This window comes from Reinekea thalattae (assembly GCF_008041945.1).
GTDB classification, from domain to species: Bacteria; Pseudomonadota; Gammaproteobacteria; order Pseudomonadales; family Natronospirillaceae; genus Reinekea; species Reinekea thalattae.
Map to the genome: position 1 here is coordinate 309303 of NZ_VKAD01000002.1, position 24739 is coordinate 334041.

General features: G+C 45.9%; 28 protein-coding genes. 12 read left to right on the top strand and 16 right to left on the bottom strand.

Features of this window, described 5'->3' with window-relative positions; all coding sequences use genetic code 11:
• The first annotated feature begins 320 nt into the window (after window positions 1-320).
• The 3 genes from glnL to FME95_RS11765 all read left to right on the top strand — a co-directional run bounded on the left by glnL (window position 321) and on the right by FME95_RS11765 (window position 4282).
• Window positions 321-1400 carry a nitrogen regulation protein NR(II) gene (glnL, locus tag FME95_RS11755; RefSeq protein ID WP_246109369.1) on the top strand — a complete coding sequence of 360 codons (1080 nt, stop codon included), beginning with the start codon at window positions 321-323 and terminating at the stop codon, window positions 1398-1400.
• A complete protein-coding gene (gene ntrC, locus FME95_RS11760) occupies window positions 1393-2817 on the top strand; it encodes a nitrogen regulation protein NR(I) (protein WP_147714678.1) in 1425 nt (474 codons plus the stop codon). Before glnL ends, ntrC begins: the two co-directional genes overlap by 8 nt.
• 244 nt (window positions 2818-3061) lie before the next feature.
• Window positions 3062-4282, top strand: coding sequence for an argininosuccinate synthase (locus tag FME95_RS11765; protein ID WP_147714679.1), 1221 nt, complete (start codon window positions 3062-3064; stop codon window positions 4280-4282).
• An 84-nt stretch (window positions 4283-4366) separates the two neighbouring features.
• Here the strand turns inward: FME95_RS11765 and FME95_RS11770 are convergent, their stop codons facing one another.
• Window positions 4367-5263: a DMT family transporter gene (locus FME95_RS11770; RefSeq protein WP_147714680.1), complete on the bottom strand. Its 897-nt coding sequence runs from the start codon at window positions 5261-5263 to the stop codon at window positions 4367-4369.
• A 71-nt stretch (window positions 5264-5334) separates the two neighbouring features.
• Window positions 5335-5793 (bottom strand): YbjN domain-containing protein, encoded by a 459-nt coding sequence (locus FME95_RS11775; RefSeq protein ID WP_147714681.1) that lies wholly within the window; start codon window positions 5791-5793, stop codon window positions 5335-5337.
• 171 nt (window positions 5794-5964) lie between these two features.
• Between FME95_RS11775 and FME95_RS11780 the strand changes: the two genes are divergently transcribed.
• A complete protein-coding gene (locus tag FME95_RS11780; RefSeq protein WP_147714682.1) occupies window positions 5965-7152 on the top strand; it encodes an amino acid aminotransferase in 1188 nt (395 codons plus the stop codon).
• An 88-nt stretch (window positions 7153-7240) separates the two neighbouring features.
• Here the strand turns inward: FME95_RS11780 and FME95_RS11785 are convergent, their stop codons facing one another.
• From FME95_RS11785 to FME95_RS11800, 4 genes are all read right to left on the bottom strand, one after another.
• Window positions 7241-7729 carry a hypothetical protein gene (locus FME95_RS11785; RefSeq protein WP_147714683.1) on the bottom strand — a complete coding sequence of 163 codons (489 nt, stop codon included), beginning with the start codon at window positions 7727-7729 and terminating at the stop codon, window positions 7241-7243.
• A 2-nt stretch (window positions 7730-7731) separates the two neighbouring features.
• Window positions 7732-8187 (bottom strand): hypothetical protein, encoded by a 456-nt coding sequence (locus FME95_RS11790; RefSeq protein WP_147714684.1) that lies wholly within the window; start codon window positions 8185-8187, stop codon window positions 7732-7734.
• A 213-nt stretch (window positions 8188-8400) separates the two neighbouring features.
• Window positions 8401-8742: a helix-turn-helix domain-containing protein gene (locus FME95_RS11795; protein ID WP_147714685.1), complete on the bottom strand. Its 342-nt coding sequence runs from the start codon at window positions 8740-8742 to the stop codon at window positions 8401-8403.
• Window positions 8726-8980, bottom strand: coding sequence for a type II toxin-antitoxin system RelE family toxin (locus FME95_RS11800; RefSeq protein ID WP_147714686.1), 255 nt, complete (start codon window positions 8978-8980; stop codon window positions 8726-8728). Before FME95_RS11800 ends, FME95_RS11795 begins: the two co-directional genes overlap by 17 nt.
• 469 nt (window positions 8981-9449) lie before the next feature.
• On the opposite strand from FME95_RS11800, the gene thrS reads away from it, so the two are divergent.
• From thrS to rplT, 4 genes are all read left to right on the top strand, one after another.
• Window positions 9450-11372 (top strand): threonine--tRNA ligase, encoded by a 1923-nt coding sequence (thrS, locus tag FME95_RS11805; protein WP_147714687.1) that lies wholly within the window; start codon window positions 9450-9452, stop codon window positions 11370-11372.
• A gap of 72 nt (window positions 11373-11444) precedes the next feature.
• A complete protein-coding gene (gene infC / locus FME95_RS11810; protein WP_425468229.1) occupies window positions 11445-11939 on the top strand; it encodes a translation initiation factor IF-3 in 495 nt (164 codons plus the stop codon).
• Window positions 11940-12181: 242 nt separating this feature from the next.
• The gene (gene rpmI, locus FME95_RS11815) at window positions 12182-12376 is read left to right on the top strand and encodes a 50S ribosomal protein L35 (RefSeq protein WP_147714689.1); all 195 of its coding nucleotides are present in this window, start codon (window positions 12182-12184) and stop codon (window positions 12374-12376) included.
• A 26-nt stretch (window positions 12377-12402) separates the two neighbouring features.
• Complete coding sequence (gene rplT, locus FME95_RS11820) at window positions 12403-12762, top strand: 50S ribosomal protein L20 (protein WP_147714690.1); 360 nt, start codon at window positions 12403-12405, stop codon at window positions 12760-12762.
• A 214-nt stretch (window positions 12763-12976) separates the two neighbouring features.
• Here rplT and FME95_RS11825 read toward each other — a convergent pair whose 3' ends face one another.
• Complete coding sequence (locus FME95_RS11825) at window positions 12977-13432, bottom strand: Fur family transcriptional regulator (protein WP_147714691.1); 456 nt, start codon at window positions 13430-13432, stop codon at window positions 12977-12979.
• Window positions 13433-13653: 221 nt separating this feature from the next.
• Between FME95_RS11825 and FME95_RS11830 the strand changes: the two genes are divergently transcribed.
• Complete coding sequence (locus tag FME95_RS11830) at window positions 13654-14643, top strand: metal ABC transporter solute-binding protein, Zn/Mn family (RefSeq protein WP_147714692.1); 990 nt, start codon at window positions 13654-13656, stop codon at window positions 14641-14643.
• A 5-nt stretch (window positions 14644-14648) separates the two neighbouring features.
• Here FME95_RS11830 and FME95_RS11835 read toward each other — a convergent pair whose 3' ends face one another.
• Window positions 14649-16601 (bottom strand): VacB/RNase II family 3'-5' exoribonuclease, encoded by a 1953-nt coding sequence (locus tag FME95_RS11835; RefSeq protein ID WP_147714693.1) that lies wholly within the window; start codon window positions 16599-16601, stop codon window positions 14649-14651.
• 285 nt (window positions 16602-16886) lie between these two features.
• Here FME95_RS11835 and FME95_RS11840 point away from each other — a divergent pair, with 285 nt between their 5' ends.
• Complete coding sequence (locus FME95_RS11840) at window positions 16887-17081, top strand: hypothetical protein (RefSeq protein WP_147714694.1); 195 nt, start codon at window positions 16887-16889, stop codon at window positions 17079-17081.
• A gap of 63 nt (window positions 17082-17144) precedes the next feature.
• Here the strand turns inward: FME95_RS11840 and FME95_RS11845 are convergent, their stop codons facing one another.
• Window positions 17145-17525: a SirB2 family protein gene (locus FME95_RS11845; RefSeq protein WP_147714695.1), complete on the bottom strand. Its 381-nt coding sequence runs from the start codon at window positions 17523-17525 to the stop codon at window positions 17145-17147.
• 23 nt (window positions 17526-17548) lie between these two features.
• On the opposite strand from FME95_RS11845, the gene FME95_RS11850 reads away from it, so the two are divergent.
• Together FME95_RS11850 and FME95_RS11855 are read left to right on the top strand one after the other, a co-directional pair.
• Window positions 17549-18664: a mechanosensitive ion channel family protein gene (locus FME95_RS11850; RefSeq protein ID WP_147714696.1), complete on the top strand. Its 1116-nt coding sequence runs from the start codon at window positions 17549-17551 to the stop codon at window positions 18662-18664.
• Window positions 18665-18929: 265 nt separating this feature from the next.
• A complete protein-coding gene (locus FME95_RS11855; RefSeq protein WP_147714697.1) occupies window positions 18930-19388 on the top strand; it encodes a hypothetical protein in 459 nt (152 codons plus the stop codon).
• 78 nt (window positions 19389-19466) lie between these two features.
• Here FME95_RS11855 and FME95_RS11860 read toward each other — a convergent pair whose 3' ends face one another.
• The 7 genes from FME95_RS11860 to cobT all read right to left on the bottom strand — a co-directional run bounded on the left by FME95_RS11860 (window position 19467) and on the right by cobT (window position 24652).
• A complete protein-coding gene (locus tag FME95_RS11860; RefSeq protein ID WP_425468228.1) occupies window positions 19467-19676 on the bottom strand; it encodes a Trm112 family protein in 210 nt (69 codons plus the stop codon).
• A complete protein-coding gene (gene yidD, locus FME95_RS11865) occupies window positions 19663-19950 on the bottom strand; it encodes a membrane protein insertion efficiency factor YidD (RefSeq protein WP_147714698.1) in 288 nt (95 codons plus the stop codon). The genes FME95_RS11860 and yidD overlap by 14 nt, the downstream gene beginning before the upstream one ends.
• Window positions 19951-19960: 10 nt before the next feature.
• A complete protein-coding gene (gene cysS / locus FME95_RS11870) occupies window positions 19961-21349 on the bottom strand; it encodes a cysteine--tRNA ligase (RefSeq protein ID WP_147714699.1) in 1389 nt (462 codons plus the stop codon).
• 91 nt (window positions 21350-21440) lie between these two features.
• Window positions 21441-22445: a 6-pyruvoyl trahydropterin synthase family protein gene (locus FME95_RS11875; RefSeq protein ID WP_246109370.1), complete on the bottom strand. Its 1005-nt coding sequence runs from the start codon at window positions 22443-22445 to the stop codon at window positions 21441-21443.
• Window positions 22388-22903, bottom strand: a complete 516-nt coding sequence (locus tag FME95_RS11880) for a histidine phosphatase family protein (protein WP_187265521.1) — start codon at window positions 22901-22903, stop codon at window positions 22388-22390. The genes FME95_RS11875 and FME95_RS11880 overlap by 58 nt, the downstream gene beginning before the upstream one ends.
• The gene (gene cobS / locus FME95_RS11885; protein WP_147714702.1) at window positions 22900-23646 is read right to left on the bottom strand and encodes an adenosylcobinamide-GDP ribazoletransferase; all 747 of its coding nucleotides are present in this window, start codon (window positions 23644-23646) and stop codon (window positions 22900-22902) included. The genes FME95_RS11880 and cobS overlap by 4 nt, the downstream gene beginning before the upstream one ends.
• On the bottom strand, window positions 23636-24652 hold the full coding sequence (gene cobT / locus FME95_RS11890; protein ID WP_147714703.1) for a nicotinate-nucleotide--dimethylbenzimidazole phosphoribosyltransferase: 1017 nt from the start codon (window positions 24650-24652) through the stop codon (window positions 23636-23638). The genes cobS and cobT overlap by 11 nt, the downstream gene beginning before the upstream one ends.
• Window positions 24653-24739 lie beyond the last annotated feature (87 nt).

Consider the following 24739-nt stretch of genomic DNA (forward strand, 5'->3'; position numbering starts at 1 on the left):
CCCAAGTCTTGGTCCTATAGCCTGTAAACCCAGAGGAAACTTATGGTGCGCTGAATTCTTCTATTGCGTTATAATGGGGCGTTTTTGGGTCTTTGGTGCGCTGAAATAGTGCTGTTTAGTTGTAAAAAAGTCGAGCCTTTGATTTTTCTGCACCAAAATTACAATAGTGTTGCAATCGGTTGCTGGTTAACGGTTGCAGAAAGGTAACTCCCTCACATTAATGCATCTCTCTGGTAAAGAAACCCCTAAAGCCTGCTTCGAAAATGCAGTGTGGCCTGCTTTTTGCGTTTGCTTATGAGATTAATAGCAAGGTTCTATCAGTGGTAGATTTAGATTCTGAATTTCATCGCATTATCGAGCACCAATATACGGCAGTGGCTGTACTTGATAGTGCCTATCGAGTTGAGCACTTAAATTCGTCAGCCGAGTTATTACTGGTTCGCTCGGAGAAACAGTTGCTGGGGCAGACATTTGACAGCCTGTTTGTTGATCCGGTTGAGATCCAAACGGTATTTTCTTCAATGGTCAAAGAGGGTGCGTCCGTTTCGGTACGCTCAGCTAATTGGCAGCTCGCACACCTAACTGAAGACGTTACATTGGACTTTATTTTAAGTCCTTTTATGGATGGCGATGAACTGCGCATCATTTTGGAGATGCTGCCCGCTGAACGTGCAGTGCGCATTAATCGTGATGAAGGTCGAGTTGATCAAACCGAAACCAGCCGTCACATGGTGCGAGGTTTGGCGCACGAAATTAAAAATCCATTAGGTGGCATTCGCGGTGCTGCTCAGCTGTTAGCGGCAGAATTGCCGAATGAAGATTTGCAAGAATACACCAAGGTGATTATCGAAGAGGCGGATCGTTTGAGAACCTTGGTTGACCGATTACTCGGCAGTCACCAATTACCTGATTTTTCACGTTTGAACATTCACCAGGTTGTCGAGCGGGTATTTTCATTACTTAAAGCAGAGTCTGGTGACCGAATTGAGTTGGTGCGTGATTACGACCCATCGATTCCAGAATTTATTGGTGATGAAGCCCAACTTATCCAAGTGTTTTTAAATATCGCTCGCAATGCATTACAGGCGCTTACTGAAAACGACCGGCCAAATCCGCGTATTACCTTTAAAACGCGAACCGTGCGCCAGTTTACTATTCGTCAGCAACGTCACCGTATTGTGGTTCGTGTCGATGTGATTGATAACGGTCCGGGCATTAAACGCGACCTATTAGAAAAAATATTTTATCCGATGATATCCGGGCGTGCTTCTGGCACCGGATTAGGGCTTTCCGTTGTTCAGCAGTTGACGGAATTACATAACGGTACCGTTGAATGCGAAAGTGCACCAGGACGCACTCGCTTCAGCGTTTATTTTCCATTGGAGGTAGCAAATGGCTAAGGTAAGTAATATCTGGGTGGTCGATGATGATCGATCTATACGCTGGGTATTAGAGCGTGCACTCACTAAGCATAATTACGACTGCACGGTTTTTGAAAATGGCGAAAGCTTGCTACGAAAGCTGCAGCATCAGGTTCCGGATATCATCATGAGCGATGTCCGCATGGATGGCATGGATGGCCTTCAGTTGCTGGAGCGAGTACAGGGCGAATACCCTGATATTCCAGTTATTATTATGACTGCCCATTCCGACTTAGACAGCGCAGTGGCTTCTTTCCAAGGCGGTGCATTTGAGTACTTGCCGAAGCCGTTTGATGTCGACGAAGCGCTTTCGTTGGTCGAACGAGCCATTGAGCACAGTGCGAAACATAAGCCGGTTGAAGATGAAATGCCAAAAAACCCAACCGCGACCGAGATCATCGGTGAAGCACCAGCTATGCAGGAAGTGTTTCGAGCTATTGGTCGGCTTTCCCAAAGTAATATTACGGTATTGATTAATGGCGAATCTGGTACTGGTAAAGAGCTGGTTGCGCAGGCATTGCATCGCCACAGCCCACGTAAAGAAGACCCATTTATTGCCTTAAATATGGCCGCTATTCCACGTGATTTAATGGAGTCTGAGCTTTTTGGTCACGAAAAGGGCGCCTTTACTGGCGCGCAAAATCAGCGTCGAGGTCGTTTTGAACAGGCCGATGGCGGTACCTTATTTTTAGATGAAATTGGTGACATGCCAGCAGAAACGCAAACGCGCTTGCTGCGGGTATTGGCCGACAGCGAGTTTTATCGTGTCGGTGGTCATACACCGATTAAAGTGGATGTTCGCATCATCGCTGCAACGCACCAAAATTTAGAGCAGCTGGTGGAAGAAGGGCGTTTCCGTGAAGATTTATTTCACCGCCTTAATGTGATCCGCATTCATATTCCAAAACTGGCTAACCGCCGAGAAGATATTCCTAAGTTGCTGGAATTTTTCTTGCGCAAGGCCGCAGAAGAATTGGATGTAGAACCAAAGACTTTAAGACCAGATACCGAAGCCTACCTGTCTCGTTTACCTTGGCCAGGCAACGTGCGCCAGCTTGAAAACATCTGCCGCTGGATCACCGTGATGGCTTCTGGCCGTGAAGTACTGATCAGTGACTTGCCACCTGAATTGGTCGAAGAAAGCGTACAAAGCACCGGTCATGAAAATTGGGAGCAATCGCTACGTAACTGGACCGATCGTGAATTATCACGCGGTGAATCACGCATTCTCGATTTAGCTGTACCGGCGTTTGAGCGAGTGATGATCGAAACCGCACTGAAACACACCGCTGGCCGTCGCCGTGACGCTGCTGAGTTACTGGGTTGGGGTCGTAATACCCTAACTCGTAAAATTAAAGAGCTGGGGCTTGATGACGGTATGGAAGATATCGACTAAGTTGACTCAGTAGCTTCAAGCTCAGCTAACGATCAAGGCCGTCTGTTTAGATGGCCTTTTTTGTGGCGCACGTTCTTATCTCAATAATCAGCGCCAGCCGATATTGTGCAAGAATGAATTGTAAGCAATTCACTGGTGAAACCGCTTAGCAAACCATACAATGGGCTTTTTTCAGCCAGAATTTATATTCGTTCTAAAATTGCTATTGGTTTTAAAATAGCTATTTGGTCTTTAGGGAGCCCTCATGTCAGATATTAAAAAGGTCGTACTCGCGTATTCAGGCGGCCTAGATACTTCGGTTATCGCCAAATGGATCTCAGAAACTTACAACTGTGAAGTTGTTACCTTTACCGCCGATTTAGGCCAGGGTGAAGAGGTTGAGCCGGCACGTGCCAAAGCAGAAGCGCTGGGCATTAAAGAGATTTATATCGAAGACTTACGTGAAGAGTTTGTCCGCGACTTTGTTTACCCAATGTTCCGCGCCAACACTATTTACGAAGGTGAGTATCTGTTAGGAACCTCTATTGCTCGTCCGTTAATTGCCAAGCGTTTGGTTGAAATTGCCAATGAAACCGGCGCCGATGCTATTGCTCACGGAGCAACCGGTAAGGGTAACGACCAAGTGCGTTTTGAACTCGGTGCTTATGCACTTAAGCCCGGCGTTAAAGTTGTCGCGCCTTGGCGTGAATGGGATCTAAACTCTCGCGAATCTTTAATGGAATACTGCGAAGAGCACAAAATCCCGGTTGATTTCTCCAGCTCTAAGAAAAAATCGCCATACTCTATGGATGCCAACCTACTGCACATTTCTTACGAGAGCGGTATTTTAGAAGATCCTTGGGTCGAAGCCGAAGAAGACATGTGGCGTTGGTCGGTAAGCCCAGAAGCGGCACCAGACGAGCCAACCTATATTGAATTGGAATACGTTAAAGGCGACATCGTCGCGATCGACGGCAAACCAATGACACCTGCAACCGTATTGACTTACCTAAATAAAGTTGGCGGCGAAAACGGCATTGGCCGTATCGATATTGTTGAAAACCGTTACGTCGGCATGAAAGCTCGTGGTTGTTACGAAACACCGGGCGGCACCATCATGTTACGTGCTCACCGCGCTATTGAATCGATCACGTTAGACCGCGAAGTTGCTCACCTAAAAGACAGCCTAATGCCAAAATACGCCGAGTTGATTTATAACGGCTACTGGTGGAGCCCTGAGCGTAAGATGATGCAAAAAATGATCGACGACTCGCAAGAATTTGTATCCGGTAAAGTGCGCTTAAAACTTTATAAAGGCAACGTCATTGTGGTGGGTCGCCAATCGGATGAAAGCCTATTCGATGAAAAAATCGCTACCATGGAAGAAGATGCTGGCGCTTACGATCAAAAAGATGCCGAAGGCTTTATTAAACTTAATGCCTTGCGTTTAAAAATCGCTGCCTCTAAAGGTCGCAGCTCACTCTAACGTATCGATCTGTTCTGTTAGTTATTAAATAGCTAAAAGCCTCGTGTCATACTCAAATGCACGGGGCTTTTTTATGCCTGAGATTTAAGCGGAAGGTTTTTTACGACCACCTAATAAATTAATCAGCGCGCCAGCCATAATGAGAGAGCCGCCGATCCACGTGGTTAAAATTGGAATTTCTTTAAACAGCAGCCAGCCGAGTGCCACTGAAAATACAACCTGAATATAGGAGTAAGCAGAGGCGACTCCAGCATCGAGCGTTTGCATGGCTTTGGTTAAACCAATTTGGCCAATCTGCGTCATCACGCCAATCAACAGGAGTTGGATTAAAACTTGAAAATTAGGCAGCACAAAATCGCCACTGATCACCAGCAGCATAACTGAAACTGGTAAGGCAATAATGGGGAAGTAAAAAATAATGACTGAGCTATCTTCACTGTTACTTATTTTACGCACAATGACATAAGCAATTGAGCTTCCCGACGCGCCAAGCAAAGCAATAAATACACTCTTTAATGGCAAGTAGCTGTGATCTTGCGACAGTAGATCTGGTGCCACCATAAAACTTAAGCCAATAATGCACAGCGCAATGCAAATAGCGGTGGCTGAACGAATGTGTTCGCCTAAAAACAGCAATGCTAACAATGAAGTGAAAATAGGGTGGGTGTATTGCAAGATGGTTGCTTCGGCTAAAGGAAGCGTCGAAAGAGCATAGTAAACGCACATTAACGAGACAGTACCAATCAGGCCGCGAGCGACGAGCCACTTTTTATTGTTACCCCAAATACTAATGCCTTTGCGTTTTACATCAACATAGCTGATCACTACCGAAACCAAACAACGCGCCGCGATGATTTCCATAACCGGAATGCCGTGCACGCTGACCAACTTCACTAGGCTGCTCATCAACGAAAAGCCAACGGCAGAAAACAAAACGTAGCGAACGCCAAGGGGAATGCTGTTAAACAGGGAGCGAATCATAAAGTCTTGCTCTTGTTAGGCGCTTTATCGGCGCTAGTTTTTGAGATAAAAAAGATTTACCTAAGGTTGGCTTAATGCAGCTTTTCTTCAACGCTTTCAGTGATGTCTTGCTCAGAGACATGCAGAACATCCATATCGACTAGCTGCTCATAAATGGCTTCAATCTCGGCGAGTAGGCGCGGCAACCATTCTTTAAACTGCACTTCAGTCAGGTGATTCGCAGGCAGTGCATGGGTTAGCAATAAACGTGGTACGTCAAAATCGGTCATATTGAGCATGACTTTGACCAGACTGTAGTCAAAGTTCATAAAATGGATAGCGCCTTGCAAAGGCAAGACAGCAGAAGCTCGAATGCCGACTTCTAACATAAAGGCACAACGGTCTAACTCAGCAAAACAACGAGCCTCCATAACACCAGATTTAGCCTCCCAAATGGCTAAGTGCAGGCCATCGCAATCGTCACAAATGTAGCAATCGTAGTTTAAGTCTTCGATCCAAGTTTGGATGTTATCGCGGGTTGGCGCTGGCATTAGATACCTCTGTCTAGCGTTATAGGGCATTGCGGCACGGCAATAGCCGTTACAAGGCGGCGCATTGTAGAACGTCGCTATCGATATTGCATCTTCTGTTTTGATGCTCGAAATGCAACAGCATTTAAGGGTATGCTTAACCACCCGCATGACACTTTAAATGGAGCCTTCATGTTTCAAGCTATCCCTGCCAAAAAAGGCGATTCGATACTCGCATTAATGACCGAATACAAAAACGACCCACGTACCGAAAAAATGGACTTGGGTATTGGTGTTTACCGTGACGATACTGGTAATACGCCGATTATGCAGGCGGTACTTGAAGCGCAAACCCTATTACACAATAGCGAGCCGACTAAAGCGTACCAAGGCTTAATTGGCGACGCCGAATTTAATGAAGTGATTGCCAAGCTTTTATTGCAAGGCACCGATGCCCTAAACCGCTGCGCCGCATTACACACGCCCGGCGCCAGTGGCGCATTGCGTAACCTAGGCGATTTAATTTACGCCACCAAACCCGACGCTACCGTTTGGATCAGTAACCCAAGCTACGTTAACCACCGCCCCATTATGGAAAAGGCCGGTCTTAAGGTTGCCGAATACCCTTACTTAAACCCAGAAACAAAATTAGTCGACGAGCAAGCCATGCTGGCAAAATTGGCGGAGCTGGGTGAAAACGATGTGGTATTGCTGCACGGCTGCTGCCATAACCCAAGTGGTGCCGACATCAGTATAGATACTTGGCAGAGCATTGCCGAACTTGCCAATAAAACCGGCTTTTTACCCTTTGTCGATATTGCCTATCACGGTTTGGGCGATGGCTTGGTAGAAGATTTAAAAGGCCTACACACTATTGTTAATCAGGTAGAAGAAGTTCTAATTTCCACCTCTTGCTCAAAAAACTTTGGCCTCTACCGCGAACGTACTGGCGCAGCCATTGTTGTGACCAACACGCAACAGCAAGCCATTAACTCACGCGCACTCATGTGCGAGCTGGCGCGCGGTTCTTATTCTATGCCGCCGTCGCACGGCGCAGGCGTAGTAAAAACCATTTTAAACGATGAGGCGTTAACGGCCACTTGGAAACAAGAGCTCACACAAATGACCCAGCGCGTTCAAGGCTTACGTAATGCGCTTGTCGCCGAGTTCCAAGCTAAAACACAATCCAACCGCTACGACTACTTTGCTCAGCATAAAGGCATGTTCAGCCTAACCGGCTTTTCTGATGCCATGCTCGAAAAGCTCAAACAGGATTACGGTATTTATATCGTACAGGGTGGCCGTATTAATGTTGCCGGTTTAAAGCAAGCAGAGATCCCACAATTAATCAGCGCCATTTTGGCGTGTGAGGGCCTGTGAGCCGGCTTTATTTTTGAGCTAGTTAAAACATTCTGTAAAATAGCTAGAACTAGCGCCTTGGGCGCTGGTTCTTATCTTATTTTTTAAATTAATTTATCGAGGATATTTTATATTTAAAATCAATGATGGAGCGAAATAAATTTTGCCAATCTTCCATAATATAAGTTTGGTCACCTTCAGCTTTAATCACCGCATTAATTTGTTGATTCCTTAGGGTTTTAAAATCAGGCTTTAGTTCTTTAATATAAATATCTAAGATCATATTAATTCTTGACCTTCTCATTGGTTCGGAATTATAACTATCTAACTCCAAAAGAGATTCTTGTAGGGATTGGAGTTCGCCATCTCTATGTTTTTCATAAATTCTCTTGATGTTATATAGATCTCTCTCCCATTCACAAACCTCAATATATAAATCTTCTATTTTATTCTTTCGAAGCCTCAGCTTTTCTTTTTTTATATTTAACTTATGACTTTGTATTTGAAGGAGAAATCCAGATATCGTGGTAATAATTGCACCAAGAATGGTAAATCCTCCCGCGATTAAATAGGGTATGTAATCAAAATTTTCTGGCATGGCTATATGGAAATCCTATTAATTATGTCTTGGATAGTAATAACCCCTAAGCCCAGTAAAAAAACAGTAATATAAGACGCAATGAATATACAAGCCCATTTCAAACTTAGGTTTTCCATAATCCACTTTAAAGTTATTTTTTCTTTAATAATTAATGGCTTAAGTATTTTTTCTTGTCTTTCAATAAAAGGTTTTTCTTCTATAAAACCAATGGAATTTTTAAGCGACATGCTTATTTTCTTTGTATTTATATTGAATTGTCGCTCGCCGGACCTTAATGATAATAAGCTAGAATTTGCATTATGTAATGTTTTAATATCTGACTGTTGAGGTATTTCGTCAGATAGATAATTTAAGACATTTCCAGATTCAATATGCTTGTCTTCGTAGCCTACATTAGACTCAAGTATTTCAATTGATGTCCTAATCTTAGTTATAAGTTCTTGTTCTAAGCTCACTCTGTCACCTCTCAAACCACCGCTGATATATAAGTATAAGTTAAATTGTTATCTGTATAAGTCTTTAGTGTGGTTGTATCATTGAAGATATTGAATTTAGTGCGCTCCAATCCTTTGAGCGTAATTATCATCGAGTACACTAGCGCAGAGTTCATGGCCGCACAGGCCACTTAGAAATATTACAGATTCAGTATGCGGGGTTTGCTTAAAGGTTTAATCTTCGCGCAAGGCATCGACAGAAACATTTAATGCATTAGCCCATCTGTGCAGCGTTGCTTCGTGTGGTGTGTTTCCCACGGCTTCTAATTGCGCTACCGCCGCTTGGGTAGTGTTTAGTCGCTGGCCCATTTCCGCTTGGGTTAGTTTTTTAAATCGTCGCCATGCGCTTAATAACGATACGTTTTTGTTGACCATTATTTCCACCACTTCGTGTGGGATCAGTGCTTCATCGCTGGCATGGGCAGATAGCTTCAGCCATTCGCTGTAGGGTACAACGGCAAACGCTGGTTGTCCGGCGTTGTCGTTAATGATTTGTACATTAGTAGGTTCGTTCATCACGCTTTTTAACCTCTTCAATTTTAATCACACTTAGTTGCTCTTCATGTTCAAAAAATACTCGGTAGTTGCCAACCCGCAAGCGATAAGTATGGCTGTGGTTGGTTAATCGTTTGATGTTTTGAACATCAGGGAACGCTGCCAATGCGCCTACCTTTGCAACAATGATTTTTTGATCGTTGGTAGCAATTTTCCGTAATTGCTTAAATGCCTTTTTTGTCCAACTGATTTTATTCATGAGCTATCCTGCTTACTTATAAGCTTATAATAAGCTTATAAGTAAGGTTTTCAATACAAATATAAGTTAAATAGGCGTATATATAAGTTTGGGGCGGTTATGTCAGTGACTATATTAGATATGGCGTGCACTGACTATTTGAACGTAAGGTTTAGTATCGTGGTGGTGGATTTATGGCTGAATATGCCACTTAAAAAGTAAAGTCATCGAAATCGATGATGCTGGCTCACTCATGGCCGCACAGGCCACTTAGGAAAACTTGCTGCAAAACAGAAATCGAATTGACGCTCGCCGTTGTTCATAACTAACTGAGTTGTTATCATCCTTCGCCTTGTGTTTTTGCACTGGTACTGGGTTTGCGCGGTCCTTTGGTAAGGGTAGGCGGCTCGGTACGAATAAAAGTTAAAAAGATCCTTATTTTGAATCCCCATGTGGCCTTTGGTAGAGGTCACCACTGTAGGAGAACAACATGCCTGTTATTACGTTACCTGATGGCTCTAAACGCCAGTTCGAAGAATCCGTTTCTATTATGCAAATTGCCGAAGATATCGGCCCAGGCTTAGCGCGCAATACGCTGGCTGGTCGTATCAATGGTGAGCGTGTCGATGCTTGTGATTTAGTCACAGAAGACGCCAATGTCGAAATTATCACGCCGAAGGATGAAGACGGTTTAGAAATTATCCGCCATTCGTGTGCGCATCTGTTGGGTCATGCCATTAAGCAACTGTACCCCGATGTGAAAATGGCCATTGGCCCGACCATCGAAAACGGTTTTTATTACGATGTCGATATGGAGCATCGATTAACGGAAGACGACTTGGTTGCGTTAGAAAAGCGCATGTTGGAATTGGCAAAAACCAATTACGATGTCGTTAAAAAAGTAGGCAGTTGGCAAGACGCGGTCGATGCGTTCACCGCGCGTAACGAGCCTTACAAGTTAGAAATTTTAGATCAAAACATCGCCAAGGATGATTCGCCAGCGCTGTATCACCACGAAGAATACGTTGATATGTGCCGTGGTCCTCACGTACCAAACATGAAGTTTTGCCAACACTTTAAGTTGATGCGAATTTCTGGTGCCTATTGGCGTGGCGACAGCAGCAATACTCAGTTGCAGCGTATTTATGGCACGGCTTGGGCCGATAAAAAACAACTCAAAGCACACCTGTTGTTCTTAGAAGAAGCGGCCAAGCGCGATCACCGTAAAATCGGTAAAAAGCTTGATCTCTTCCATTTGCAGGAAGAAGCGCCGGGTATGGTGTTTTGGCACCCGAACGGCTGGACACTGTATCAGGTTGTTGAGCAGTACATGCGCAAAAAACAACACGAGCATGGCTACCAAGAAATTAAAACGCCGATGGTGGTTGACCGTACCCTTTGGGAAAAGTCTGGTCACTGGGATAAGTTTGGTGACGATATGTTCACCACGCACAGTGAAGCGCGCGATAACGCCATTAAGCCGATGAACTGCCCGTGTCATGTTCAGGTCTTTAACCAAGGCTTAAAAAGCTACCGTGATTTGCCGTTACGTTTGGCGGAGTTTGGTTCTTGTCACCGTAACGAAGCATCGGGTGCGTTGCACGGCATTATGCGTGTACGTGGCTTTACTCAGGACGATGCGCACATCTTCTGTACAGAAGATCAGATCCAAGCCGAAGTGGCATCCTTTATTCAGATGTTGGAAGAGGTGTATCACGATTTCGGTTACGACGATTACATCTTGAAGCTGTCGACACGGCCAGAAAAACGCGTTGGTTCTGAAGAATCTTGGGATCAGGCAGAGCAAGCATTGGCCGAAGCGTTGGACGCCAGTGGTAAACCTTGGGATTACTTGCCAGGCGAAGGTGCTTTTTATGGCCCGAAAGTCGAGTTCACATTGAAAGACAGCTTAGGTCGTTTATGGCAATGCGGTACTATTCAGGTCGATTTCTCGATGCCGGGTCGTTTAGACGCGCAATATGTCGACGAGCAGGGTGAACGTAAAGTTCCAGTGATGCTGCACCGTGCCATTGTGGGTAGTTTTGAGCGCTTTATCGGTATTTTGATCGAGCAATATGCAGGTGCAATGCCGGCTTGGTTAGCGCCAACTCAAGTAATGGTGTGTAACATTACCGATGCTCAGGCCGATTCTGTGCAAAAAATTGCACAAAATCTCGAAAATCAGGGCATTCGGGCCAAAGCTGACTTGAGAAATGAGAAGATCGGCTTTAAAATCCGCGAGCACACAATTCAGCGTATCCCTTATTTAATCGTTATTGGTGATAAAGAGGTCGAAAACGGCACAGTTGCTGTTCGAACTCGAGAAGGTGACGATTTAGGGGTCATGACATTGGCTGAATTTAATGAGCTATTGGCTAAAGATATCGCCCGTAAAGGTCGTATTAGCGAATAACCCAATAACGTATATGGAGTACAAGTTATAAAACGTAACGCGAGAACGGCTAAAAACGATAGCCGACACGTCATCAATGAACAGATTGACGCGACGGAAGTTCGATTAATTTCGGCAGAGGGTGAGCAGCTAGGTATTACTCCTCTTGACGAAGCGATTGCACAGGCCAAAGCAGCCGGTTTGGAGTTGGTTCAAATTTCCAATGCCGACCCAGTGGTTGCCAAGATTATGGACTTGGGCAAAAAGCTTTATGAAGAGAAGAAGCAAAAAGCTGCGGCACGAAAAAAACAGTCGCAAGTTCAGGTTAAGGAAATTAAATTCCGTCCGAATACCGATATTGGTGACTACAACGTTAAGTTGCGTAACTTGACTCGTTTTCTTGAAGAAGGCAACAAAGCCAAAGTCACACTGCGTTACCGCGGTCGTGAAATGGCACACCAAGAATTGGGTATGGAATTGCTCAAGCGGGTTGAAAACGACTTAGAAGATTTTGGTACGGTAGAACAACGTCCAAAAATGGAAGGTCGTCAGTTAACTATGGTGTTGGCGCCGGTTAAGAAAAAGTAAGAGAGTAAGTAAAGCTATTTGCAGCGGCAGTTAAGGCTGTCACTGCAAAGCCAGAGGCTATTTTTCGTTACATAACCTTTGGTTCCATAAGCGGCCATTCTATGGAATGGCCGTTTTTAATGTTAAGGCAACCGTTAGCTTCGAGGGTCGCTCTGGTGATAGCACCGTTTTAACCAACGGTAAGCAAGAGCCTCTGTAGTACGGACGCAACACGGTAATTGAAGTAAATCAGGAGATTGAAAATGCCAAAAATTAAAAGTAATTCAGGCGCTAAAAAGCGTTTTAAGCGCACGGCAAACGGCTTTAAACACAAGCAGTCTTTCCGTAGCCATATTCTCACTAAGAAAAGCAGCAAGCGTATTCGTCAACTACGAAGCACCTTGCAAATTGCTGATGCAGATAAGCCGCTTATTAAGCGCATGCTGCCTTACATCTAATCGCTGAATCTTAAGGAGACTAATCTATGGCACGTGTTAAACGCGGTGTGATCGCTCGTCGTCGTCACAAAAAAGTATTAAAGCAAGCTAAAGGTTATTACGGTGCTCGTTCACGAGTTTTCCGTGTAGCTAAACAGGCAGTCATTAAAGCAGGTCAATATGCTTACCGTGACCGCCGTCAGCGTAAACGTCAATTCCGCGCATTGTGGATTGCTCGTATCAATGCTGAAGCTCGCGTAAACGGTCTTTCTTACAGCAAGTTCATCAACGGTCTTAAAAAGGCTGACGTTGAAATTGACCGTAAGGTATTAGCAGATATCGCAGTACACGATAAGCCAGTTTTTGCTGCTATCGCTGAACAGGCTAAATCTGCTCTAGCGGCATAATAAATGCCCGCTTAAGACAGTTTGAAAAACCCGCTATGTAGCGGGTTTTTTTTGATTAAAGAAAAGTAGGGTGGTTTCTTAGGTACTACTCAGAGTTGTATCGTTCAAGGTATCGTTAGCACATTTGAACGTGTTGCTGGAAAAGTGAAACCCCAAGCTCAAGCAGCTATTAGTTAGCATCGATGGGTTTAAAGCTTTAACGGTGCTGTTGCTACTATTGCGCGCTGGCGCAGCTTTGGCACAAGCATTTAAGTTCTAATTGCGGATCCGCAAGTACAAAGTCGGCATCGCTGACCGCCTGTTGTATATCTTGAAACAGCTTTTTATCGAGCAAAACTTCTTTCACTTGTTGGCAACCTTGGCAGATTAAAAATTGCGGCACGCCGTGATCGTGACTGCAGGTAGAATGAGCACAGCTGATAAATTTATTTTCTGAGCTGAGCTTATGCGCGAGATTGTTTTCAGTTAAAAAGCCAAGCATCCGATAGATCGACATCGCTGGAACCGATTGTTCAAACTGTTCGCGATAATGGTCTGCCAAGTCATAGGCCGATAACGCGCGCTCACTGGCCATGAGTAACGCCAGTACCTGCTTTCGCTTTGAGGTTAGGTTAACCCCTGTATTGTGCGATGCGAGCTCTGCTTTTGCTAAGGCCGACTCGATAAGCATGCATTTCTCCTAAGCTTGGGGTGTGTCTCTGAGTATTTTGTAATAAAATGATATTTTATATCATCATGCGCGATTATCAAAACCTAATTCCTTGCCACTATTGCCGGTTTAAAACGATTGTCGGTTTAAAGCTGTTAAAGGTCCAAGGTTATTAGTGGTTTGATAAGTGAAGAGTGCGCAGTTTGGTGATTTAAGTAATCGTTGGCTTGTTGAATGGTGTTATGAATAGTTTAGTTAAAGGTTTTATGGTGATTGGGGTAAGCGTTACAGCGAAAGCGGCGATGCGGCTGTTAACGCTTTTGTTGGTCGCGGTATTTGCTGTGCTGAGTTCGAGCGTCAGTTTTGCGGATGACGAGCGCGTTAAGGTGGTTGCTAGCTTTTCTATTTTGGCTGATATCGCAGAGCAGGTTGGTGGCGAACGAGTTGAAGTGACGTCGATAGTTGGCGTCAATGGCGATACGCATGTTTACCGCGCGCGGCCAATGGACGCTAAACAGATCACCTATGCCGACCTGTTGGTGATTAATGGGCTTGGCTTTGAAGGTTGGATTGAGCGATTAGAGTCGTCGGCTCGTTTTAATGGCATTAAGGTTGTCGCAACGAATGGTATTCACCTATTGCACGGCAACGCTGAAGAATCGGTACAGGTGATGCCGATGGGACATATTCATCAGCATGGCACTATAGACCCGCATGCTTGGCACAGTTTGCAAAATGGTATGCAGTACGCCAAAGCCATCGCTCAGGGCCTGATGACGGCAGATCCGGAGCACCAGGATTATTATCAGCAGCGCTTGGACGACTTTTTAGTACGCGCTGAACAGTTAGACCAAGAGTTACACGCCTTGGTGGCGCAGTTGCCGCCAGAGCGCTTACGCGTCATTACTTCGCACGATGCCTTTGCCTATTTGGCCGTTGATTATGGCTTTCAATTTATCAGCGTGCAGGGTGTGAGCACCGAATCTGAAGTCGCCGCAGGCGATCTGAGTCGGCTCATTCGTGAAGTGCGTAATACAGAGGCTGCGGCAATTTTCTTGGAAAATATTAGCGACCCGCGGTTGATGAATCAGGTCGCCAAAGAGACTGGCGCGAGCATCGGCGGTACGCTTTATTCAGGCTCTTTGTCTGAAGCCGACGGCCCAGCCGCCAGTTACCTAGAATTAATGCGCCATAACGTCACCACCTTGGTGGCGGCGTTATCGGCGCCTTAAATGCTTTAATCGGCGACAGGCGTTTCAACCAGAGCGAGTTGTAGGCTGTCGTCGCTTAGTTGGCTAATACTTACTTGCACAGGCATGCCTAAACGATATTCTTGCTGCTCATTTTTCAGCAGCATTCTTAAAGGGTCGTAGCTGAACTTGGGTTTGTGCTTGCGCAGATCAACAAAACCGCGAGTGCCGCAATCATTGAGTTCAACGCTCAAGCCGTTAGCATTGATGTGTACCACAACGGCAGAATACTGCTCGGCAGTTTGCTTTTTAAGCCACTGATGCCGTAAGCGCGTTTCCACTTTACGACTGACTTGCCGAGAAACTGAGCCTCTCTCGTTTAAGCTTTCAAGCAACTGTTCGTCGCTACTGACTGGCTTTTGCGCTAGCTTGGCTTTAATCAGCCGGTGAATGCTAAGGTCGCTGTATTTACGAATCGGCGAGGTCGCATTGGTGTAGCAGCTTAAGCCCAAGCCAAAATGAGGTTGGGCATTTTTTTGCCATTGGCTGCGATCGAAGCGTTTTTGCAGCAAGCTGGCTAATGGAAAGTCTGCATGCTGTTGTGCGTTGTTGATAATGGTGACGAAGTTTTCCAGCTCACTGGCGTCCAGCTCGGCAACACTCGGCGCATATTCGCGCAGTAAGCCTTTTAGTTCGCTCTCCCGATCTGCTTTAAAACCTTTGTGAGTCATAAACAGCGCATCGTCTTGCTGTAGCCAAACCGCAACCTGATGATTGGTAGCCACCATCGCTTCTTCGACCAACGCCCGAGCGCTACTGCGGTGTTCAATGTCGATATGGGTCACATTAAAATCGGCGTCTACCCTAATACGATAGTCCGGTCGATCAATCGGCGGTGTTGCGTGCTGTTGTCGCCAGCTAGCCAATGCCGCAGTTGCTTCAGCCAGTGTTTGCAGTTGTGGTGCTAGCGCTGCAATGTCTGCGTTATCCGACAGTGGCAATTGTTGATCGAGAAAACCGCTGAGCTGTTGATAGCTGAGTTTTGCGTGGTTAATGATGTTTGCCTGTTGAACATCAAAAGCATTAACCGCACCGTTCTGATCAACGGTCAGTTTAAACACCATCGCTTGGCGTGGCTTGCCTGCAACCAGAGAGATCGCATTATTTGAGAGCTCGTCCGGCAACATTGGCAAGGTTAAACCGGGTAAGTAGGTGGTGTTTAAGCGTAAGCGGGCTGCCTTGTCGAGTATGGAGTCTGGTTCAATAAAGTAAGCAGCATCGGCAATAGCGACCCACAGTTGCCAGCCGTCAGCGGTTTTTTCGGCATAGAGTGCATCGTCCATATCGAGGGTTGTTTCTGCGTCGATGGTGACAAAGGGTAGGGTCGTTAAATCTTGATATTCGGTACTGGCTTCGCAAGCTCCTGCCTCAAAGCCTTTGTTGAGCAGTGCTTCTGCGGCGGCTAACTCTTGTTCGCTAAAGCTCTCAGGTACTTGGTATTCGTTTAACGCTACGCTGTACCAAGAGCGGTTGTTATCGGCATGACCCAATATTGCTGTCACTTCAGCCTGCGCTTTGCCGCTCTCCCACGGGTGGCGCGTCACTTTTGCCGTTACTAGGCTATTGTGTTCAGCGTTGCCGGTCTGTTTTGGTGGCACAAACAGCCAGCCAGAAAATCTATCGTTGAATGGTTCTACGCCTTGAGCCTTGCCGCGTATAACAAACACACCAGTGAAGTCGACAAACTCAGAACGCACCAGCGATTCCAACTCGGCCTTACTTTTACCGCCATCTTGCTCAACGAGGCTGAAGGTGACGACATCGCCAGGAAATGCTTTGCTCATTTGATCGGGCGCTACAAAATGCTCATCGCCGCTGTCGGTGACGACAAAGCCAAAGGATTTACTGGTGCCTTTAATGGTGCCAGTAAAGACTTCTTTGCTTGCTTTGATGTCTGATTTTAGAGATTGAAGTACCGCGAGGGATTTTGCATCGAGCATGACAGATACCGCAGAAAGGGTGAAAGAGCCGCCATTATACGCATTCGGTTTTATAGAGGCATCTTTCTGGCTAATTTATTTATTTGCTTTTACAGCACTTGGTGGCACGAGTTTAGATCGTTATTATTGGTTAGCTAAAACTAGCGCGGCATGCATTATTAGGTGGTATACCTGATTAGGCGATATAGATCATTAGATACTATATGTGCAATTTTGGCGATGCCGTACTAATTTGGCGATGCCGTATTAACTTGGCTAGGCCTTAATAGAAATAGGATGAGTCCAATGGCTGAGGTGCGCTCGTTACAAGCCTTTAAAAAAGCGAAACAAAAAAAGCAGGCGGCAGGCAATACATTGTGCCGCAGTGCTCGTCATAAGTGGCTGCTGGAGTCGAACACCCAGTTCGATAGCAAACAGGGTAAGCTAGTGAACCGTTACCGCTGTGAACGCTGTGGCAAGATAAAGATAAGCGCCGATTAAACAATGAATGCTAATCGGCTAATAGTAGGTTTGCGGCTTAATTTTTATACCGTCACTGTTTTGTTAGCCAATAAAAAACAACAGATCCTTACTAAAGGCAATGCCTAAAATATAGCCAAAACAAAGAATGGCGAGTAGATAGTTCGTCCATTGCATCGCTTTGCTGCCACGACGTTTAATCACCATAGCTCCGAGCACAATATAAACGATAAGAGCGATGACCTTAGCCAGAATAAAAGGGCTATTGAATGGGTGTAGGTGCAGTGTTGCTGCAAGGTAGATGGCAGCTGCCAATAAAATAGTGTCGTTTACATGAGGCGCTATTTTAAGCCATTTTTTATTCATGATAGGGTGTTGATTGATCGCCAATGGCCCACGAATAATAAAGCCAACAATCGAGATCAATGCCACAGTCATGTGTAGGTGTTTTATGATTAAATACATTGATAGTCCTGTAGGAGAAAAGAATGGATGTAGTGTCGGGTTACTGGCAAACGCTGGTATCGTATATTGAAATAGGTGCTCAATATAACTGGGTTATCCATGTATTTGCGGTCGTTTTAGCAACCCTGTTTGCTAATTATTTTATGCGTAAGCTGTTCGACCGATGGGCTGAGAAAGCAAAGCAAACCTCAACCTACTTTGATGATATGTTGATTTATACGGCGCGTAAACCGGTTCGCGTCTTTGTCTGGGTTGAAGGCATCTTATTAGCCGCCAGTATTGTGCGCCGCGTCTCCAATGAGCCTATTTTTGATGTGATTGACCCGATCCGCGAAGTCTCCTTTATCGTTATTCTCGCTTGGTTTGCGGTTCGCTTGGTACGTCAATTTGAAAAGGCGGTGCAATGGCCTGATTTTCTCGAAAAACCGATGGACCCAACTACAGCATCCGCTCTTGGAAAACTGTTACGTTTATCGGTAATCATCACTACCTCGCTGGTGGTGTTGCAGTCGCTGGGTTTCAGTGTCTCAGGTATCTTAGCCTTTGGTGGTATCGGTGGTATTGCGGTTGGTTTTGCCGCCAAAGACTTACTGTCGAATTTTTTTGGTGGCTTGATGATCTACATGGACCAACCGTTTCGTGTTGGCGATTGGATTCGTTCGCCCGACCAAGAAATCGAAGGAACTGTCGAGCACATCGGTTGGCGTCTTACCTGTATTCGAACTTTCGATAAACGACCGCTCTATGTACCCAACGCAACCTTTGCCAGTATTTCAGTTGAAAACCCATCACGTATGACCAACCGACGTATCTACGAGGCGATTGGCGTCAGGTATGACGATGCGGCTAAAGTCGAAGCCATTGTTAAAGATGTAAAAGCCATGCTTTTGCAGCATAAAGATATCGATACCAACCAAACCCTGATCGTGAACATCAATGCCTTTGCTGCCTCATCGATCGATTTCTTTATTTATACCTTTACCAAGACCACCAATTGGATTGAGTATCATGAAATCAAACAGGATGTCATGCTTAAGGTAATCGACATCATTCAGCGTCACGGAGCAGAATTTGCCTTCCCAACACAAACCGTGCACCTAAAGCAGGATGCTCAGATACCGATTGGACCTGCTGAATAGGTAAATAAAAAATGAAGGTTTAATAAAAACTACTTTAAGATGTGATTTAGTATGCTTGACTAAAAATAGTACATGCTATTTTATGTAGAAGATCTAGGTAATATTTGAATGTGTTAGTTAATAGTCTGACGTTATCTAGATATTGAACTCATTTACTAGCTAATTTTCAGTGTACTAATTAGATACAAATAAGTGGTTTGAAGTGTCGTGCTGGTTTGTTAAGTGTACTGGCTAATGGGACTTGGTTAAATTAAAAGGAAGATAGATGAATAAAATTAAACTGTTTGCAGTAATCGTGTTTGCTATATTTATCGTTGGTTGTAGCTCAACCTCTTACCATGCGGGCGAGCTTAAAGACTCTTATACACCAACAGCAATTGATGTTGCTGATGATAATAACGTAGCAATCGTTAAAGTGGCCGACGGCTTAACGATATGGAAAGTTGACGGTGATCGCAAAGTTGGCATTTTTAAAATGCTATTCAGAAAAGGACTGGACTCACTTTTACTTTCAGAGGGTGATCACTATTTGACCGGGTCAATTAAAGGGAAAGATTTACGCATTAAGCAGGCCTCTTATGTTGGCGGTCATGAATATTTTATCGATTATCTTACAGTAACTGTTGGAGATAGAATGACAGTCTACTACTGGATTAAAGATTTGACAGATGACAAGGTTATTTTAGGTAGAGAAATTACCGAAGAAGAGTTGAAAAATAACTGATAGAACGTGATTGAGAAAATAGAAAAAGCCGTTATTTATTAACGGCTTTTTTATTATGAGCTTAAAATAGGTCGCAACTTAAGACGATTTTTTTGCGTGCCAGGCTTCGAATTCATCTTGAGTTAAAGCGCGAGCTTCGTCTTCCAACATCACTGGAATACCATCGCGAACCGGATACGCCAGCTTGGCTGCGGTGGAGATTAATTCCTGTTTTTCATTATCGATTTGCAAAGGTGCTTTGGTGACTGGGCAGACTAAAAAAGTCAGCAGTTGTTTATCGATGAGCATCTTGGTTTTCCTCTGAATCTGACGTTTCTGTTTCCTGCGTTTGCGAGCCATCTTCGAGCGGTACGCCCGGTACTGGGTCGAAACCGCCTTGGCATCCGGGGTGGCAACGGAATATTCTTTTTGTCGCCAGTATAGATCCTTTCCATGCGCCGTGATGTTGCAACGCAATCAGTGCGTATTCTGAACAGGTTGGGTAATAGCGGCAGCGTGGCCCAAGCATTGGGCTAATCACTAAGCGATAAAACTTCACCAAAAATATTAGCAACCCTTTCATGGATAACTCACTAAGCTATTCGCGACCAGAGTGTACCTTCGCGGGTATCTTTAATTTCAACACCTCGTTCGAGTAACTCTTCACGAATAGCATCGGCGCGAGCAAAGTCTTTATTTTTCTTCGCCTGCTTGCGTTCTTCTATTAATGCCTCGACCTGTTCGGCGCTGATGGCATCGTCGCTTGCTTGGCCTTGAAACCAATCATTAGCGTCAAGCTGTGCAATATTTAAAAAGTCGCAAATGGCGTTGATTTCACTTTTCAGTTGAGCTTTTTCGCTGTCGTCACTGGCTTTAAAAAATTGATTGGTCAATTCATGCAGTACGGCAAAGGCTTTTGGTGTGTTCAAGTCATCCAATAGCATTTGCGCAAATGGCAATTCGATAAAGTTCTCAACCTTGCTGGTAGCAATGTTTTGGCTGTCGCGCTTAATGGTATAAAGCCGGTCGAGTAATGATCGGCTCTGGTGAATAAGCTGTTCAGACCAATTCATATTGGAGCGGTAATGCGCACTCAGTAACGCGACTCGTACTAATTCGTGCGGTTGTTGAGCGAGCATGTCACGCAGCACAATAAAGTTGCCAAGTGATTTCGACATCTTCTCGCCTTCAATATCGAGCATGGCGTTGTGCACCCAATAGTTGGCATAACCACCAGAATGGTCTGAGCAGCAGGAGCCTTGGGCTAATTCGTTTTCGTGATGCGGGAATATTAGATCGGAACCGCCGCCGTGAATGTCGATAGTCTCGCCTAAGTGAGCTTGAATCATCGCAGTACATTCAATGTGCCAACCAGGCCGACCGACACCCCAAGGGCTTTGCCAACCGGGTAGGTCATCGGTAGAGGGTTTCCATAACACGAAATCCATCGGATTCTTTTTGTAGCTGGCAACTTCAACCCGAGCGCCAGCGATCATATCGTCGATGTTGCGTTTGGAGAGTTTGCCGTAGTCGGGCATTGCACCAACAGAGAATAAAACATGGCCTTCAGACTCGTAAGCAAAGCCTCGCTCAATCAGAGCGCTGACGGTTTTGATGATGTCGTCGATGTGTTCAGTTGCTCGCGGCTTAAGCGATGGCTCTAGGTTACCGAGTGCCGCCATATCTTCGTCGTAGGCTTGAATGAATTGGCCGGTAATGTCGGAAATATCGACGCCCTGTTCTTTGGCAGCGGCGTTGATTTTGTCGTCGACATCGGTGAAGTTTCGAGCAAACACGACAGTTGGGTAGAGCTCGCAGAGCAGACGATAAAGCAAATCAAACACTGTCGCCGAGCGGCCGTTGCCGAGATGGATGTAGTTGTAAACCGTAGGGCCGCAAACATAAAGTGTGATGCGGTTAGGATCAATCGGCGTAAAGGGTTCTTTTTTGCCCGACAGGCTGTTGTGTAATACCAACGACATTGAGGTTCCATTTCGGTTAGCTAAAATCGTCGCCAGTATACCACTCTTGTCAAACAAGTATTACTGCTTGTTAGCGGTTGCCATTGGCTTTTTAGCGCTCGGCAATGGAGCCTTTTTGTACGCCCTCAAAAGCTCGTACTAGCCAATGGTCGTTGGGTGATTCTAATTTTAATTGGTCGCAAATGTGGCTGCCAATTAACTCTACCGTGGTGTCGGAATTCATGTTGTAACACTGCTTAGGGTTGAGCCATACGTCAAAGCGGCCTTGTTCGGCATCGTAACCAACGTGGGTGAGGCCTTGGTGTTCAGAAGGCAGCAGGTCGTCTTCGGTAATCAGGTAAATATCGCAGAAGCGTTGCGCCCATTCTTGCTCGACATCGAAGTCACGCTTGCCATTGCGGAATATTTCGACACGCGATCGGTGGCCGTGACAAATACGTTGGCAGTCGCCAAGATGCTTTTTTAAGCCATGAGAATAGTGATAAAACGCAGCGTCGATGTTTTCGGCACGTAACTTAAGGCTGACCTGTTTTACGTTACTTGGCACTAAGCTGTTTAGGTGGTTTTGCAGCAATGGCAGCGCAGTCGCGATGCTGACCTGTTCAGCATCGACTAAATAGACGGCATCGCGCGGGCTTTGGTAGGCAAAAGCCAGAGCGTTGTCGCTGTTGTGATAACGTATTTCGATCATGTCGCTGTCGGCATGATGAATGACTTCAACACCGGCCAGTTGCGTTGGCACGACTAGAGTGTGGTCCATGCCATTATCGAGTGCTTGTTTGAGCAGTTTTTTGACATGACCAAAGTCGAATACCATGCCTTCATCGTTGAGTTCGCCGACCAGTTCAACGTCTACGATCCAGCTCTCGCCGACAACACCACGTTTGGGGTGAAAGTAGCTAAAGTCGAGTACGGTGAGGTTATCTACAAAAAGGCGGTTCATCGTGAAGTATTGCTCCAGTTTTGTGTCGGTCATATCGAATGGGCGAGCGATTCTACCAGAATTTGTCCGTATGGCTAAGAATTGTTCTGATCGGTTTAAGCAAGCGGTGTCACGCTGGCAAACGGTACCGGCTGTTGCAGCCAGTCTTGCCATGGCTCATCAGCGTGCAGTGCTAGCATTCGGCGAATCACACCGGCATGAGTAAACACGCAGCAATCACCCGTTTGCTGCTGTAAGGCGTGATACATCTGTTGCACGCGCTGGTCGAATTGAGCGAGGCTCTCGCCGTTCGGGAATTGAAAATTTGTTGGCGTGGCCGACCATTGATCGATTTGGCTGCGTTCAATGTCGTCCCAACGCTTCAGTTCCCAGTCGCCAAAATTAAGCTCTTTTAATTCATCGTTTATGTCAATGTGCTGCTGGGGAAAACAAGCCAGAGCTAATTGAGCGCAGCGTTTTAATGGGCTAGTGACAATGTAGTCTGGGTTTGCCGGTAACTGGCAAATAAGTTTTTCAGCGCTGGTGGTGTAATCTACCGCTGTTTCAAGGTCGCTCTGGCCATAGCATTGACCCTTGGCGTTAACCTGATCGTGGCGAACCAAGTAGATCATTGGGCCAAAAAACCAAGCCAGATAAAATACAGGCAAACTTCTGCTAACTGCTGGCAAGCGCCTAAGGTATCACCAGTGTAGCCGCCAATCTGTTGCTTCAATAATGCTAGCCAAACGAACGCCACCACGATTGAACCAACAACCAGAGCGATCGCCACTGCTAGCGGCACAAAGTACAGTGTAGGCACAACAAATAGGCCTGCTACTAGCCAGCGCCAAGCAGACATGTGAGAAACTACCGGTTTGGATTTACTTTGACCCACGCGCACATAGGTGCCGTAAACCATCGCGGTCATCGATGACCAGCGGCTTAGCCCGTGCACCACTATTAAGCTAATAATGCCGGTTTGGGGTAACAACTCTATTAGGCAGAAAGTTTTTAAAGTGAGAATGGCCCACAACGCCAAACTGCCGTAAGTGCCTAGGCGTGAGTCGGTCATGATTTCGAGTTTTTTATCGCGCTGAAAGGCGCCGCCTAAGCCATCGAACGTATCGGCCCAGCCATCTTCGTGAAAGCCACCGGTGACTAAAAAGCCAGAGCACAGAGCTAGCAGTACCGACAATGGAACCGAAAACAGCATGTTTGCGAGGTAGTAGACCAGCGCCATAACTGCGCCGACAACGATGCCGACCAGAGGGTAATAGATCGCGCTGCGGCGCATCGCCTCGTCGCTGTAATTGGGGTGGCTTGGCACTGGGATTCGAGTAAAGAAGCCCAGTGCTAAAAAGAACTCACGCATCATTTGGCGCAACGCCAGCGGACTCAAAAGAGGCCATGTCGTTAATCATCGCAGCGGCGCATTTGACCAGAGGATAAGCCAGCGCAGAGCCGGAACCTTCGCCAAGACGCAAGTTCAATTGCAGCAAAGGTGTTGCTTCGAGGATAGCCAGCATTTTAACGTGCGCCTGCTCTGCCGAAGAATGGCTGAAAATCCAATAGTCTTTGCTGCCCGGCTGGTGTGCTTCGGCGAATAGCGCTGCAGCTCCAGCGATAAAACCATCGATCATCACTGGAACATTTAGGCTACGTGCTTGCAGCATCACACCGGCCATTGCTGCGATTTCGAAACCACCAACTTCCGCCAAAATAGCCAGCGGTGTTTTGCCTTTGCAGCGTGCTAATGCTTGGTCGATGGCTTCAATTTTTAGTGATTGCTGGCCGGTGGTAGAGCCTGCGCCCGCGCCGACAGTTGCGGTTGCGCTTAAACCGTGCAGGGCAGATAGCAACGCCGATGAGCTAGAGCTGTTACCAATGCCCATTTCGCCAACAATTAATAGGTTCGCACCGTTGGCAACCGCTTGCTTGGCTTCGTTTTCACCAACGGCAATGGCGTCGAGGCATTGCTGTTCTGTCATCGCAGCTTCGTGGCGGAAGTTTTTTGTGCCGGGCGCAATCGCTGAATGCTGTACGTTTTCCCAGCGCGCCTGTTCGTTGACAATGCCCATGTTGATAATTTTTAGCGGTATCGCGTTGGTTTTACAGAATACGCTCATGGCTGCGCCGCCAGCGGCAAAGTTGGCCAGCATTTGCTCGGTCACAATTTGAGGGAAGGCGGTAACGCCTTCAGCGCAAACACCGTGGTCAGCGCCAAAAACAAAGGCTTGCGGCTTATCAACTTTTGGCTCAGTGGTGTTTTGGATCATGCCAATTTGCGCGGCAAGTTGTTCAATCATGCCTAACGAGCCAGGTGGTTTGGTCAGGTTGTCAATTTTGTGTTGCAGTTGTTGCTTCAATTCAGGCTGGTTCATGACGGTTCCATTGATACTGTTAATATTTTAGATACGGTTAATATTTTAAAAATTAATATTTCAAAAGTAGATGAATAAGAAATGAGC